The organism is Edaphovirga cremea (assembly GCF_003332275.1).
GTDB classification, from domain to species: domain Bacteria; phylum Pseudomonadota; class Gammaproteobacteria; order Enterobacterales; family Enterobacteriaceae; genus Edaphovirga; species Edaphovirga cremea.
Map to the genome: position 1 here is coordinate 15,506 of NZ_QOVA01000022.1, position 13,503 is coordinate 29,008.

The 13,503-nt window shown below is 44.9% G+C and carries 13 protein-coding genes and 2 tRNA genes; 9 read left to right on the top strand and 6 right to left on the bottom strand.

The genetic code is table 11. The features are described 5' to 3' along the window. Positions 1-2: 2 nt before the first annotated feature. The 3 genes from DRI82_RS19725 to mtfA all read right to left on the bottom strand — a co-directional run bounded on the left by DRI82_RS19725 (position 3) and on the right by mtfA (position 2,411). Positions 3-1,298: a tyrosine-type recombinase/integrase gene (locus tag DRI82_RS19725; protein WP_114195621.1), complete on the bottom strand. Its 1,296-nt coding sequence runs from the start codon at positions 1,296-1,298 to the stop codon at positions 3-5. Between the two features lie 162 nt (positions 1,299-1,460). Next, positions 1,461-1,536, bottom strand: a tRNA-Asn gene (locus tag DRI82_RS19730). A 98-nt stretch (positions 1,537-1,634) separates the two neighbouring features. Continuing rightward, positions 1,635-2,411 (bottom strand): DgsA anti-repressor MtfA, encoded by a 777-nt coding sequence (gene mtfA / locus DRI82_RS19735; protein ID WP_114195663.1) that lies wholly within the window; start codon positions 2,409-2,411, stop codon positions 1,635-1,637. A 94-nt stretch (positions 2,412-2,505) separates the two neighbouring features. On the opposite strand from mtfA, the gene DRI82_RS19740 reads away from it, so the two are divergent. Then, positions 2,506-2,595 (top strand) — tRNA-Ser (locus DRI82_RS19740). Between the two features lie 660 nt (positions 2,596-3,255). On the opposite strand, the gene DRI82_RS19745 is transcribed toward DRI82_RS19740, so the two are convergent. Continuing rightward, a complete protein-coding gene (locus DRI82_RS19745; protein ID WP_157968106.1) occupies positions 3,256-4,326 on the bottom strand; it encodes an acyltransferase family protein in 1,071 nt (356 codons plus the stop codon). Positions 4,327-5,424: 1,098 nt separating this feature from the next. Between DRI82_RS19745 and DRI82_RS19750 the strand changes: the two genes are divergently transcribed. The 3 genes from DRI82_RS19750 (at position 5,425) to DRI82_RS19760 (ending at position 6,983) form a co-directional block, all read left to right on the top strand. Next, complete coding sequence (locus tag DRI82_RS19750; protein ID WP_114195623.1) at positions 5,425-5,760, top strand: phage holin family protein; 336 nt, start codon at positions 5,425-5,427, stop codon at positions 5,758-5,760. Between the two features lie 191 nt (positions 5,761-5,951). Beyond that, on the top strand, positions 5,952-6,293 hold the full coding sequence (gene yajD / locus DRI82_RS19755) for an HNH nuclease YajD (protein ID WP_114195624.1): 342 nt from the start codon (positions 5,952-5,954) through the stop codon (positions 6,291-6,293). 45 nt (positions 6,294-6,338) lie between these two features. Beyond that, complete coding sequence (locus tag DRI82_RS19760; protein WP_114195625.1) at positions 6,339-6,983, top strand: metallophosphoesterase; 645 nt, start codon at positions 6,339-6,341, stop codon at positions 6,981-6,983. 123 nt (positions 6,984-7,106) lie between these two features. On the opposite strand, the gene yjbE is transcribed toward DRI82_RS19760, so the two are convergent. Then, positions 7,107-7,337 (bottom strand): exopolysaccharide production protein YjbE, encoded by a 231-nt coding sequence (gene yjbE / locus DRI82_RS19765; protein WP_114195626.1) that lies wholly within the window; start codon positions 7,335-7,337, stop codon positions 7,107-7,109. Positions 7,338-8,141: 804 nt separating this feature from the next. Here yjbE and DRI82_RS19775 point away from each other — a divergent pair. The 5 genes from DRI82_RS19775 (at position 8,142) to dsrB (ending at position 11,658) form a co-directional block, all read left to right on the top strand. Continuing rightward, a complete protein-coding gene (locus DRI82_RS19775; RefSeq protein WP_114195628.1) occupies positions 8,142-9,152 on the top strand; it encodes an AI-2E family transporter in 1,011 nt (336 codons plus the stop codon). A gap of 99 nt (positions 9,153-9,251) precedes the next feature. Continuing rightward, on the top strand, positions 9,252-9,599 hold the full coding sequence (locus tag DRI82_RS19780; RefSeq protein ID WP_114195629.1) for a hypothetical protein: 348 nt from the start codon (positions 9,252-9,254) through the stop codon (positions 9,597-9,599). A gap of 116 nt (positions 9,600-9,715) precedes the next feature. Next, entirely contained in the window at positions 9,716-10,609 is an 894-nt protein-coding gene (locus tag DRI82_RS19785; RefSeq protein ID WP_114195630.1) for an ion transporter, read from the top strand. A gap of 289 nt (positions 10,610-10,898) precedes the next feature. Further along, positions 10,899-11,108, top strand: coding sequence for a transcription antiterminator/RNA stability regulator CspE (gene cspE / locus DRI82_RS19790; protein ID WP_170138738.1), 210 nt, complete (start codon positions 10,899-10,901; stop codon positions 11,106-11,108). A gap of 352 nt (positions 11,109-11,460) precedes the next feature. Continuing rightward, the gene (gene dsrB / locus DRI82_RS19795) at positions 11,461-11,658 is read left to right on the top strand and encodes a protein DsrB (RefSeq protein WP_114195632.1); all 198 of its coding nucleotides are present in this window, start codon (positions 11,461-11,463) and stop codon (positions 11,656-11,658) included. 70 nt (positions 11,659-11,728) lie between these two features. Here dsrB and DRI82_RS19800 read toward each other — a convergent pair whose 3' ends face one another. After that, positions 11,729-13,444 (bottom strand): methyl-accepting chemotaxis protein, encoded by a 1,716-nt coding sequence (locus tag DRI82_RS19800; protein ID WP_114195664.1) that lies wholly within the window; start codon positions 13,442-13,444, stop codon positions 11,729-11,731. Between the last annotated feature and the right edge of the window lie 59 nt (positions 13,445-13,503).

A 13,503-nucleotide genomic window follows, 5' to 3' on the forward strand; every position in this document is an offset into this window, starting at 1 on the left:
ACTCAATCCCTAACACGGGAGGAGCTGTTTGATGTTTTTTTACTTCGCTGCTTTTGAAAGAAATGGTAAGGGGCAACATAATTTGACTGATTCGCATCAAGATAATCAGCCCACCACTGCATCATGTGATATCTGACCTCAAGGTACTCAGCCAGATGGCTGTAGGCTGCTCTGACGGAGTTTCTTTCCTGATGGCTCATCTGTTGCTCCACCGCATCCCGCGACCAGAGTTCAGATTCTACCAGTGCGCTACAGGCCATCGCCCGGAATCCATGACCACAGACATCGGCTTTGGTGTCATAACCCATTAAACGTAGCGCCCGGTTAATGGTGTTTTCACTCATCGGCTTATACGGGTTATGGTCGCCGGGGAAAACTAAATCCAGATGGCCGGAGATTTCCTTTATCTGTTTCAGGATGGCGATAGCCTGCCGGGAAAGTGGCACAATATGCGGGGTACGCATTTTTGCGCCACGTCCGGAGTAACGTACTTTGTCGATTGCTTCGCGGGTAGCGGGGATGGTCCAGATTTTGTTTCTGAAATCAATCTCGCTCCAGCGGGCAAAGCGCAGTTCGCTGGAACGGATAAACAGATGAAGAGTCAGCGAGACTGCCAGTCTTGTTAGTTGCCGTCCCTGCTGATAGTCATCTGTTCGGTTAAGCAGTTCGGGCAACCGCTCTAGCGGAAGTGCAGGGTAGTGATTTTTAACCGGAGGAGCGGTTACACCTTCCAGATGCAGAGCCGGATTGTTTTCAGTCAGTCCCTGCTGTAAGGCGTAGCGCATAATGTTGCAAAGCTGCTGCCGGGTACGGGACGCAACTTCCAGAAAGCCTTTATTCTCGATAACTTTCAGCAGCACCGTGAAATGCTGCGTTTTCAGCATCATGACAGGAAGGTGACCAATCGCCGGAAAGATATGGTTTTTCATGCTGGCAAGAATGCGGTCTGCATAGTCTGCCGACCATTTTTTGTTGGTTTTATGCCAGTTCAGCGCGACGACCTCAAAGCATTTCTCCGGTGAAGCGGCGGCTTTCTCAAACATACGTTGCTGTGCTGGGTTGATATTCTGCGCCAGCAGCTTGCGAATGCCATCGCGCTGTTGACGGGCGTTGGAAAGCGAAACCTGCGGATATGCGCCTAATGCAAGGCGGGATTCTTTTCGGTTGAAGCGATATTTGAGATACCAACGGCGGGAGCCACCGGGATTGACAAGCAGATACAAACCCTGCGCATCAGTCAGTTTGAAAGTTTTATCAGAAGGTTTGGTACTACGGATTTTTGCATCGCTTAAAGACATGGTGGGGGTCACTCCATCATCGAACTGAACAGACCCCAGATCTGACCACCAATTTCTTCCGATGCATGCGGATAAATGAATACACATCGGGAAGGATTTTCATGCTAACTCATTGAATCAAAATTAAATAAGGATTCGCGAAGAGGCATGAAAACAAGAAAGTGGCTCCTCTGACTGGACTCGAACCAGTGACATACGGATTAACAGTCCGCCGTTCTACCGACTGAACTACAGAGGAATCGTGTGAACGGGGCGCATCATATCCAGCCCCCCGCAGCAAGTCAACGCTAAATTTCCTGCTCTGTGTTAACTGCTCAGCAACTGAGCAGGGAAGGGTTAGGGATGCTCGTTTTCCCAGCGTTTTAGCCGCAATAACGGATCCTGACGGTAAAACTGGCTGAAGTGCTGATAAAGCGCAGGAAAGCGGTTAGCCAGTAATTCCGGCGCGCTGAAGAAATATTCCGACAATACCGCAAAACACTCTGCTGGATCGGCGGCGGCATAGGCTTCAATGCTGGTTGCGTCTTCGCCCAACATATCGATTTCATCCTGTATATTATCCATAGCCGCATGCAGGTGGAGTTCCCAACCCGCCACGTCCCGCAATGCTATGGACGGAACACCATTTGCGTGCCCGCCATTGCGCATATCCAGTTTATGGCTGGCTTCATGAATCACCAGATTAAACCCTGACATATCAAACGAATCGTGCACATCCTGCCAATTGAGAACAATCGGGCCCTGCTCCCAGCTTTGTCCTGAGTGAACCATTTGACCGGAATGCACCAAACCGTTGTCATCCTGCCAGACATCATCGACCAGGAACGGCGTGGGGTAGAGCAGAATTTCATGGAACCCATCCAGCCATTCGACGCCCAGTTCCATCACCGGCAAGGCGAACAAGAGCGCAATCCGCGCCTCCATCAGGGGAGTCAACTCCATCCCTTGTAAAGGCACAATGCGTTTATGCTGTATTATTTGGCTGGCAATGCGAACAATCCGCTGTTTTTCTTCAACGGAAAGAGGCGCTAACAAAGGGATAGACAAAGCTTCCTGCCATTCTGCAAGCCTGTCTGCCTGAGATTCACTTGCTTTCCACGGCCACTTAATCATCATCTTGCTCGTAAAGTGATCACTCGAACCAATCGGCGGGTGTAAGTGCTGTAAAAATGCCGCAAAACAGGGCATTATAGCAACTCTTAAATGCGGAGAGATGCCGGAGCGGCTGAACGGGATAGTCTCGAAAACTATTGAAGGGGTAACCCTTCCGAGGGTTCAAATCCCTCTCTCTCCGCCACTATTCAAGCACTTACACAGTTTTAATTCAACGACCCCCGTCACACGTAGAATATGGGCTAACCTCCAGACTACCATTTTTTTGAGTAGAGGGACTTCAACGGATGGTGTAACTTTCATTTTTCTATCGTACGCCAAAACTTTGTACACGATCTTACACCCACCAAATTGTTGTATACCTTAGTTACTCATATTGCCCGCTTTGCGGTCGGTTTACTCATATCTAAAACAAGTTATTTTCAGAATTCAATGAGCAAGGTGAAATGCCTGAAGAGACGGATAAAACTCACTATGTTAAAAATGTTAAATCAGGAGAATCCTGTTTTAGCCCTAATAACTTATTATCAGAAGCATCTAATTAAAAGTACAAAGTTGGATGTAGTTATCATATTAAAAACAATAACTGTTATTTTTACCCATGATGGTGCTTACTAAATGAGTAATGTGTTTTTGTTAGGTTAATAGTAAATGTGCAACTCGCGATTAGAATTTGACTTCAAAATTAATTTTTCTCGGATTAATATTATCGATTAATTCTGCAGCCGATTACAAAATTTAATGCCCCATCATAAAATAAGTACCCTCCATGAGTGAAGATCTGGCTGATAATCTGAGCTGTAAATAGCCACATCATTTCAACTGCCTTGCTGCTTAAAGTAATTTATGCACGACCTCCGGTTATAAAGCCAGTAAATGTGGGTAATATTTTCCTTGACGCAGCATAAAATATTAAACACATCAAAATAGTTGCGATGATTGAAAGGAAATAAATAGATGTCACGGCCATACTTGTTTCTGGTCGTGATAATTTATACATTATTTTCCTTGTTATTGTCATTATTGGTTCATGGCTTGCGTACACAAAGAAACTTGCACCAGAAAGCCATGTAAGTAGTGATTTCAATTTTTTAATTTTTATTAAATAGCATGTTGAATGTATCAGAAAGACACAGCCTGTCAATATCGTTACTTTGTGGATTAGAAGATTATATTTTTCACTCTCAGTAAGCGCATCCAAAACTGAAAAAACAGGAAAGGAAAATAGTACTAAAAAATTATGGTTATCAATGATTGATATCCAATTTTTTTGTTTTGACAATAAGAATCCTGCATAAAAGAAGAATAAACCTTCAATAATTATCTGCTGTATATTAAAAGCCCATAAAACTAAAAGAACAACAAATAAAGAAACCATGCTTTTCTTGCTTTTCAATAATAAAAAAAATGGAGAAATTAAGCATAGGAGAAATAGATTCCTTATAAACCAGAGTTGATAGGCAACGGGATATTCAGTTAGTCCTGTAATAACTTTAAGGCAATAGCCTATACCTTTCTCTGTAATCCTGGCTTTGTCGGGACTTAGAAATACTGAAAGACTAGGCGTTGTTTCAATTATTATATAAAATATAAAAACCAAGAGATTCCAGAAAAAATAAGGAATTAAAAGACTTTTTGATCTTTTGGTTATTTGTGTTTTGTACGAATCAATCGTGGATTTAAGCTTCAAAAATAGAAAAAATGAAGCTGTCAAAAAGAATAAAGGTACACTGATTCTTCCGAGCGAGTGTGAGAAATAGTTTATCAATAGTTCTGATAAGAGAGATGAGTTTGCCACGCCAATATTGTGCCCATTTATTTGGACGTCAAAAACAGCTGCATGTATAAAAATAACACCTAATATTAATGGAAATCTTAAAATATGTAATCTTTCAGATTGTTCCTTAGTTAGCATATGCATTCCTTTGACTGTATGCTATGTCAAACTTGATTGTTTTTTTATAGCAATCATAGTTTTTGAAAATCCAATTGTTAAAATGTCCATCTTGGAACCGCAGCAAGTGATAGTGTTGTGTTTTCAGGCGTCATTACGTAACTGAGAACTGTTAGTGAAAACCACACTACTCTAATTTTATTATAAGACTGAGCAAACTTTAGCACAACTCATAGTAATTATTAAGTATATCTTTTAAAAAAACTTCTTGCCAAGAATGATTTTAGGTGATATGGAAATTGGGGAATCGTTGTGAAGTGGTTGTGATCTCGCAGGTACTACCCAAAAATACTCCTGTAGAAGGCGCATAGAGTTTAGTTATTTTGACTGCTTAGGTGCTAATACTTGAAATATTTCATGCATGTTACAAATACACATGACTAGGAATATTCCATATTTCGGGGCAACTCCTAACAAATGCAATTTCAGTTAGAATCACTTTGGAAGCAGCTACCGAGATAATGGTTAGAAATACTTAACGGAATGTTGATCGTTTGGAGCTTATCCCTTGCAAAACCCTACGCCTAAAGAAATATTACTCTCTTTTAAAAACACGCACTCAGTGTCTCCATCTTGATAACCCGATTGCGATGAAATCAAAGACCTCATTGCGATGAAAATCATGGCATTTCTTGAGGCTACAGATTCTTTTTCCAAGTCTATAGAAACATGCAAAAGCAAGGTGGCACCTGAAGAAGTCCTCAATCATGGAACGATACTGTTTTTCGCTTGATGCAGGTGAATTCACCATGGACTGGTCATGCAATGAGTAGTTCAGCCCTGAGCTCCTCGTGCCAGGGTGGCTCATATCACCCGCAAAGAAGGCAATTGCCTTTGAACGTCGTTCTTTTTCATGATGTCCTGGTACAAATCGGTATCTCTCGCTATCTGAATTCCTGTGCATTCGCAAAGTGAATCAATAGCGGCTCTCTTTCAATCGATTATCAGGTGAAAATTCCATGGAAAACAGCGAGGTTTATTATTTATGTCTACTCACGAGTATCTAGAAATCAGGTGTGTTAATTTGCGACAAAACTGGCGTTGCCAGCAGGGGATATTATGAACGAAAAGGATCCAAATCTTTGGTCTGCGGCACTGGACTTCCTATCACAAAATAGATTGATGATGTTTACTGGCGTATCCGCTTTTATCATCTCACTTTGGAGCAGTCTGAATGATGGAAAGAGTTGGGCTCGCTCCATTTTTGGTGGAATTATTTGTGTAATCATCGCCTTTGCAGTGTTGGAGGTGATGAAGTCCAGCGGGATCCAGGGAAATTGGTTGCCTGTCGTTGGCATCTTCGTGGGATTTATCGGCGCAGAGCGATTCAGGGATGGTGTATTGAACGCCTGGGAAACCCGAAAGCAAAATGTGTTGAAGAGTAAGAAACCATAAACTGATTGTTCCCCCATCAAGGTCAGTGTTATTCACATTGGCCTTTCTTATTGGCCGTATTCGCCAACTTCCAATCCGATTTGTTGCTGAAGGGTGTTCTTAATGCCATGGAGTCAGAATATTCCTCGCTGACCTTACATTTTGGCGATAAAATGAATCAGGTTTCTTCTTGAAATGAAGGCAGTCCAGAAATGGTTTTTATCCCGAAAAATTATGCAAAACTCGAAGTCGGATATCGCGAAAAGGCACTCAAACTGTTCCCTTGGGTCTGTGGTCGTTGCTCGCGAGAGTTCGTCTATTCCAATTTGCGTGAACTGACCGTCCATCACGTTGACCACGATCACAGCAATAATCCAGAGGATGGCAGTAATTGGGAGATGCTGTGCCTGTATTGTCACGACCACGAGCATTCAAAATATACCGAGGCAGATCAATACGGTTCAACCGTGGTCGCGGGTGAAGATGCGCAGAAAGATATCGCAGCGGCGACGCACAACCCTTTTGCCAATTTGAAAGCAATGATGAAAAAATAGTCATTTGAGGTAGTGTTGGGCTTTGTCACCCTGACGGGAGAGCCTATGTACCAGAAAATTGAAGGTGGGAATTATCGCCAGATTTTTGTGGTTGGCGATCTGCATGGTTGTTTCAAGATGTTGTTGGCGACGCTTGAAGAGCATGATTTTGATCGCGAGAATGACCTGCTCATCTCCGTTGGCGATCTGATAGATCGTGGTGAAAACAGCCTTGAATGTCTGGCATTGCTTGAACAACCCTGGTTTTGCGCGGTGCTGGGTAACCATGAACAGATGGCGATTGAAGCACTCTTTGAGGGGCAAATCGAGAATTGGTTGATTAACGGGGGAGACTGGTATCTGGCATTGGAAGATGAACCTCAAATTGAAGCCGCCAGACTGATTTCACACTGCCGAACTTTGCCACTCATCATCGAGTTGATCGTGGACGATAAACGTACAATTATTGCCCATGCCGATTATCCTGCGGATCGCTATCATTTCAACAAACCAGTTAACCGCGAAGACGTCGTCTGGAATAGAAGACGCGTTCATCTCGCGCTGCACGGAAAGAGCAAACCCATCGCAGGTGCCGACCTGTTCATTTTTGGTCACACACCGCTGCAAACCCCTTTTCGCGTGAGCAATCAATTATATCTCGATACAGGCGCTGTCTTTGGCGGTTACCTCACCCTACACCGTTTGAAATAAACCCCATCTCAATCTCCGGGGACGGCTTTTCTTTTGCCCGGAGTTTGCCGCGGCAAAAGAAAAAGCCGGGCAAGCCCGGCCATTATTACTTTCTACTAATACTACACAGCAACAACGTACTAATTAACGAACGGTCGTTGTAGTAGTACTGGTGCTTGTAGAAGAGCCGTCACTGTCGTCCTCGGCAATCAGAGCAATAGCTGCCAATGCAGCGACAGCACCAACACCAACAGCGGTCGCTTTGCCTGCGCTCAGACCTGAAGCTACGCTACCAGCTGCGCCTGCCGCTAAAGCAAAAGTAGAACCCATCAGGTAGAGGGAGAGAGTCCCTGCAATCAGTAAAGCTTTATTCATAAAACCTCCACGAGAAACACGATAAGGGTCACTATTCGACCAAGCAATAGAGTAATCTAATTTTAATCAATTAAAAACAATTTGTGAATTATTATTACTGTTTTGGAATTGTCAAGTGGTTGAGAAGTGTGGTGAAATAAAAAAATAAGAAATTAAAATAGAATTAATCTATTTATATACAATGAGTTATATTTTACTTACGTTTGCAACGATTTCGGGGTACATTTCTTTTTGTAAGTTTTTTCTTAATAAAAATCATGCATTGGATGGGAATTCTCTTATAGGCATCGTCCTGGCGTGGGTAAGAATAGCTATAAAAATACATTTGCAAAATTAATCAATTCAGGGTGCTTATCTATATTTTAGATGTTTCGCCTTATCATCATATGGTTTAGTTATATTTGAGTTATATCAAATGGTTATGTTCTTTTTGGTGAGGGTTTTGATGTGGCCTACATCAGCAATATTTCTATCTGACATATCGGCAAAGCGAACGGGTTAGCGCTTTGTGCTGAATTAAGTGAAATATCACCAGATAAGTCTATATAAATCAGGTGATTAAGATTATTCTCGAAAGCGGGCGCTATTCTGAGTTGCTCATGTCTTTCTAGACGGGCAAATATCATTACGCCATAATTTTCGAGAAGCGTCATCGAGCACCATAAATCAGTATCAATGAGCAACGGGTTTTTCTGTTATGAGATGATTAAGAACCAAAAGCCTGCTCCTTACCCATCTTTTTCAGTGCTAATATAGCGGTTTGATGTAACGTTGTCGTTTGGTGACACACTAAGGGAACTGTCGATGCAGATCATGAGTTTGAATCAAATACGCTGGTTAAGCCTGATTATCGTGATGGGCGGGTTATTGATGATTCTTCCTCTTCACCTTCTGGCGTGTTTTATCGCGGGTTTTACGGTGTATGAACTGGTAAATGCGCTGACTCCTCATTTCCAGAAAATCATCAGCGGACATCGAGCCCGCTGGTTGGTGGTGGCTCTCATCAGTACGATAGTGGTCACCGGGTTGATTCTGGCAGTAACCGGTATTATCAGCTTTTTGATGGAAGATTTAAAAAACACGGCAGTTTTCAATGCCAAAGTGGCCATCTTGCTGGAAGATGCGCAATCACGAGTGTCGCCATTTATGTCCCATTATCTGCCCAGCAATATTGAGGAGTTGCAGCGTGAGTTTTTGCAATGGTTGCGTGAGCACATTGTCGTGCTGCAAAACGTTGGAAAGAATGCGGCACATGCTTTTGTAACCATGCTGATTGGTATGGTGCTGGGAGCCATTGTCTCCTTGCAGGTTTATGATCGCTCCAAGCCGCAGCCGCCGCTGAAGAGTGAGTTGTTTATGCGGGTGAGGCTGCTGGCAGGGGCTTTCAGGAACATTGTGTTCGCTCAGTTCAAGATTTCATTGATCAACACGATTCTTTCTGCGGGTTTCTTGTTTGGTGTGCTGCCGATGTTTGGTATCCATCTGCCGTTTGCCAAAACGCTGGTGATCTTTACGTTTGTTTGCGGCCTGCTTCCTGTGATTGGTAATCTCATCTCCAATACCGTCATTTTTATTGTTGGCCTGTCATTGTCACTCTGGGTAGCGATACTGGTTCTGGGGTATTTGGTGATCATTCATAAAATAGAATATTTCCTGAATGCCCGAATCGTAGGTACGCGCATCAATGCAAAATCCTGGGAAATACTCTTGGCAATGCTGGTATTTGAATCTGCGTTTGGACTACCAGGTGTTATTGCCGCGCCTATTTATTATGCTTATCTCAAGAGCGAATTGCAGCACGCCTCGTTAATCTGAGTATCAACTGGCCGAAAACTGAGCATACCGCTGACGTCATCTTTTCCCCCTCTGACGTGAGTGGTATTCTGCTCACTTTCGCCTGGCGAAGGAAAAAAAGTGCCAAAAGATTTTGATGAGTTAATCAGAGATATCGATCTGATTATTGAGAACGTGGACAGCCTGAAAATGGCGGCTCCTCGCGGTAAAAACACACAGCTAGAAAATGCACATCCTCACGCTTACGACTCTTTTTGTGAAATTTTTGCCTTGAAGGCAGTACTTAAAGCATTTATTTCGTCGGTGGATACGATTGTAAAGGTACAAATCGCCAATAAGGTCGAGCAGGATATTGATGAACAGTTGGAGCATACCGTCCGCAAGGTCAGCGGGGGCAGTGTAGATCCGGATGATTTGGCCCAGATCACTGCGTATGTCCGCCACACGGCCTCTGAATTGTTAGAATGAACGATTCTGGATGATGAAGGCGCTAGCAAAAATCCAGTTGCTAGCGCTTTTTTTTTCAACGGTTGATTAGGGTATCTGGTGCTAAACGACACATTAAAAAGGAGGCTCTGACATTTATGACAAGTAAAGCGTCGTCTTATCACACTCTTCGACAGCAAGGCTTCCGGTTATTATTTGACCATAATACGGCAGTCGGACGCAGGGCCGAAACCGTCTGGATCCTTGTGGCAATGGTCAGCGTACTGATGCTGTTCTTCGAGTCGGGCGAGTACACCGTATTTTCTGGCATACCCGACGCCTCGAATTTTTTTCTATGGTGTGAGATTACCTTCACGGTGATTTTTACGCTGGAATACCTTCTACGCCTGATTTGCACGCCAACCTCTGAACGCTACCCTACCAGTTTTTTTGGTGTTATCGATCTTGTCACCATTCTGCCTTTATATATCGTCATGATTTTGCCGGGCATCACCAGCACCACTGAATTGGTGGTGCTGCTAAGGCTGTTGCGTGTACTGCGCGTGTTGCGGGTATTAAAGTTGTTGCGCTACATGAATGAAGCTGGTGCATTGTGGCGCAGTTTGCTGCGTGCGCGGCATAAGCTGACGCTTTTTTTCGGTTTTGTCGGCATTTTACTGTGCGTCTTCGGTGGACTGATGTACGCCGTAGAAGGCGGGAAGGACGGTTTCACCACATTGGCCGCCTCGGTATATTGGGCCGTTGTGACGCTGACAACGGTGGGGTATGGCGATATTACCCCGCATACGGCGCTTGGGCGGATTCTGGCATCAATACTGATATTGGTGGGCTACTCGATTATTGCGGTACCTACGGGAATATTGACGGCCTATATGTCTGAGGAATTACAGCGAAATCGCCAGCGCAGATCCTGCTCGCTCTGTCACCGTATAGGACATGAAGAAAGCGCAAATTTTTGCGTAGAGTGCGGGGATGCCTTGCCTGCCATCCCTGGGATGTCACTCAAAGGCAAAAGATCCGCACAAGAGTAATTGATGCATAAAACGCCAGAAAGGTGGCTTTTTATACATCGGTTCTTAAAATGAGGGAGTGGCTGCTAAAAAGAGTTGCTATTATTCCGCTGTCATGAGTAAATGCTTACCGGCCTGTGGTACAGACCTATTTATGCACGACATCCTGAGTAAAGTAGTTCAAATTTAAGCGTTATCGTTGATAGCCCTTCTCTGACGAATTTCCTTCTTAGTGCCTTCATAAGTAACGACTGAAAGCCGGCTATATATCGCCCACTAGCGGCTCATTTTTTTTATTAAGGAAGTTATCATGACTATGATGAAAGGTCAGGTTAAGTGGTTTAACGAGTCTAAAGGCTTTGGTTTCATTACTCCAGCTGACGGCAGCAAAGATGTGTTCGTACACTTCTCTGCAATCCAGGACAACGGTTTCAAGACCCTGGCTGAAGGCCAGAATGTACAGTTCTCTATCGAGAACGGTGCTAAAGGTCCATCAGCGGCTAACGTTACCGCTATCTAATCTGCATGTTCCGCTGCGTCTAACCAGCGAAACCCACAGATAATAAAACCCGCTCCGGCGGGTTTTTGCTTTGTGCAATTCAAGTGAAAATTAACCCTTCACCCGCTGCTGGCGGCGCGCCAACGAAAAAGGCCCGCTCGGGAGCGGGCAAAGTTCCTTGTTACATCTTGCTTTAAAGTACTGTTTTTGGGTTTGCAGTACGTGAGCAGTGTAGATCAACCCATAAGCAGGATTCTCGCTACAGAATGTTAAGGAATTGAAAATTCCGCAATGATGCTGAGAAGCATTTTCATATCCTTTCTGCAGAATTGTGCGCTACACTGTTTTCATAGAGAAATAGTGAGGTAACGTTATGAAAGTAAACGATCTGGTGACGGTAAAAACCGACGGTGGACCACGCAGGGAAGGGGTCGTTCTGGAAGTTGAGCAATTCAGTGAAGGGATTATGTATTTGGTATCCCTCGAAGACTACCCTGCGGGAATATGGTTCTTCAATGAGATAGATAGCCACGATGGAACGTTTGTAGAACCGCGTGACGACACCGAGTAACTGCTAACCGAATTACAAGAATCGGGGGCAGATTCTGCCCCCGACTACATTCACTGATATTCCAAATGGCTTAAAAGGTTTCCCAATTCTGCGAGTCATTCAGGGATTTATTATGAGAACCCGCGAGTGCCAACGCCGGAGTAAAAGGGGGGACGTTAGCGGAATTGATGGATGCGGAAGGGCGGTTTGCCAGTTGGAAAACGGCAACGGCCTGGGTAAGACGCGCAGCCTGCTCTTCAAGCGATGCCGCCGCCGCTGAAGCCTGTTGAACGAGCGAGGCATTTTGTTGCGTTACGCTGTCCATTTCTGACACCGCCTGACTCACCTGACTGATGCCACGGCTTTGCTCATCAGACGCTGAAGCGATTTCGCCCATGATATCCGTGACATTAGTAACTGCCGTCACTATTTCTCGCATGGTTTTCCCGGCGTCAGCGACGAGTAACGAGCCTTCGCCCACCAAATCCACGGATTCTTCGATGAGTGATTCAATCTCTTTCGCGGCCTGTGCACTGCGCTGCGCAAGGTTACGAACTTCGCTGGCGACCACGGCAAAACCTCGGCCCTGTTCACCGGCTCGCGCTGCTTCAACCGCCGCATTGAGGGCGAGGATGTTGGTCTGAAAGGCGATGCTGTTGATCACATTGGTGATCTCTGCAATTTTGGTCGAGCTTTTAGAAATACTGTCCATGGTGTTGACTACGTCAGCCACGATTTCACCGCCTTTTTTGGCTTTATCGGACGCATTGGCAGCAAGCTGACTGGCGTGGTGGGCGTTTTCGGAGTTCTGTTTTACCGTTGCCGTTATCTGCTCCATGCTGGCTGCCGTTTGTTCAAGTGAGGCCGCTTGCTTTTCGGTACGGGCGGAAAGGTCGGTGTTACCTGACGCAATTTCACTGGAACCCTGATAGATGGATTCAGCGCCTTCGCGAACGATCTCCACCGTGCTGGCGAGTGAACGTTGCATCAATTCAATATTGCTGCCCAGTATGCCAATTTCATTGCGTCCATGGTGCTGTGCTGGCAAAGTCAGATCGCCTGCAGCAATGCTCTTGATACGGCTGACCAATTGATCTATGGGGTTGATAACCGCTTTACGCAGAATAATGTAGGTCAAAAGAGTCAGCGCCAGTGAGGCCAGGAAAGCAGCCCCCATCAGAATGTAGCCCAGACGGGACTCTTCATGGGCCTGCATGTTGATTTGCGTTGCCTGCTCTGTGCGATATTGAACGGCTTTCAACAGTGGAATGTTGAATGTCTCATCAAGTTTGCGCAGCGTGTCGGACTCTTCCTCAATGACCTCTTCAAAATGTCCCTGACGGGCTGACGCTAACATCGGCAGCATACCTTGATTCAGATACGCCTCATACGCCTTGATTAAATCCACATCGATCGCCTGGTCAGCCTCGGTTTTTGATGGACGATTAAGGTAGAAGGTAAAGAGGGACTGGGATTGCTCAATACGCGCTTGTGCTGATTTGATATTGGTTTTAAATATATCAATTTCACCAATTCGTGCGGCTGACGATGCCTGAATCAACATCAGGCGCGCCGTACGGAAATGGTTTGAACTATTTGACAAGGCAAGCCGGATCTCCAGCTCTTTCGTCGCATCAGCCAAAGAATCATTACTCTGTTTGAGAAAGTAACTGGACGCGCCAATTGAGAGCGCGAAGAGAACCATTATTCCAGTCAGCATCGCAATAAATAATGAGACCAGCCGAATATTACCGATCATTGGGGTTTTGTCTTTTCCTTCAGGTGTTGCGCTCATCTTCATATCCATTCGCATATTCCAACTTCTTATCGGCGTACTGCCCGTCAGCCATGACGGCACGTTACGTA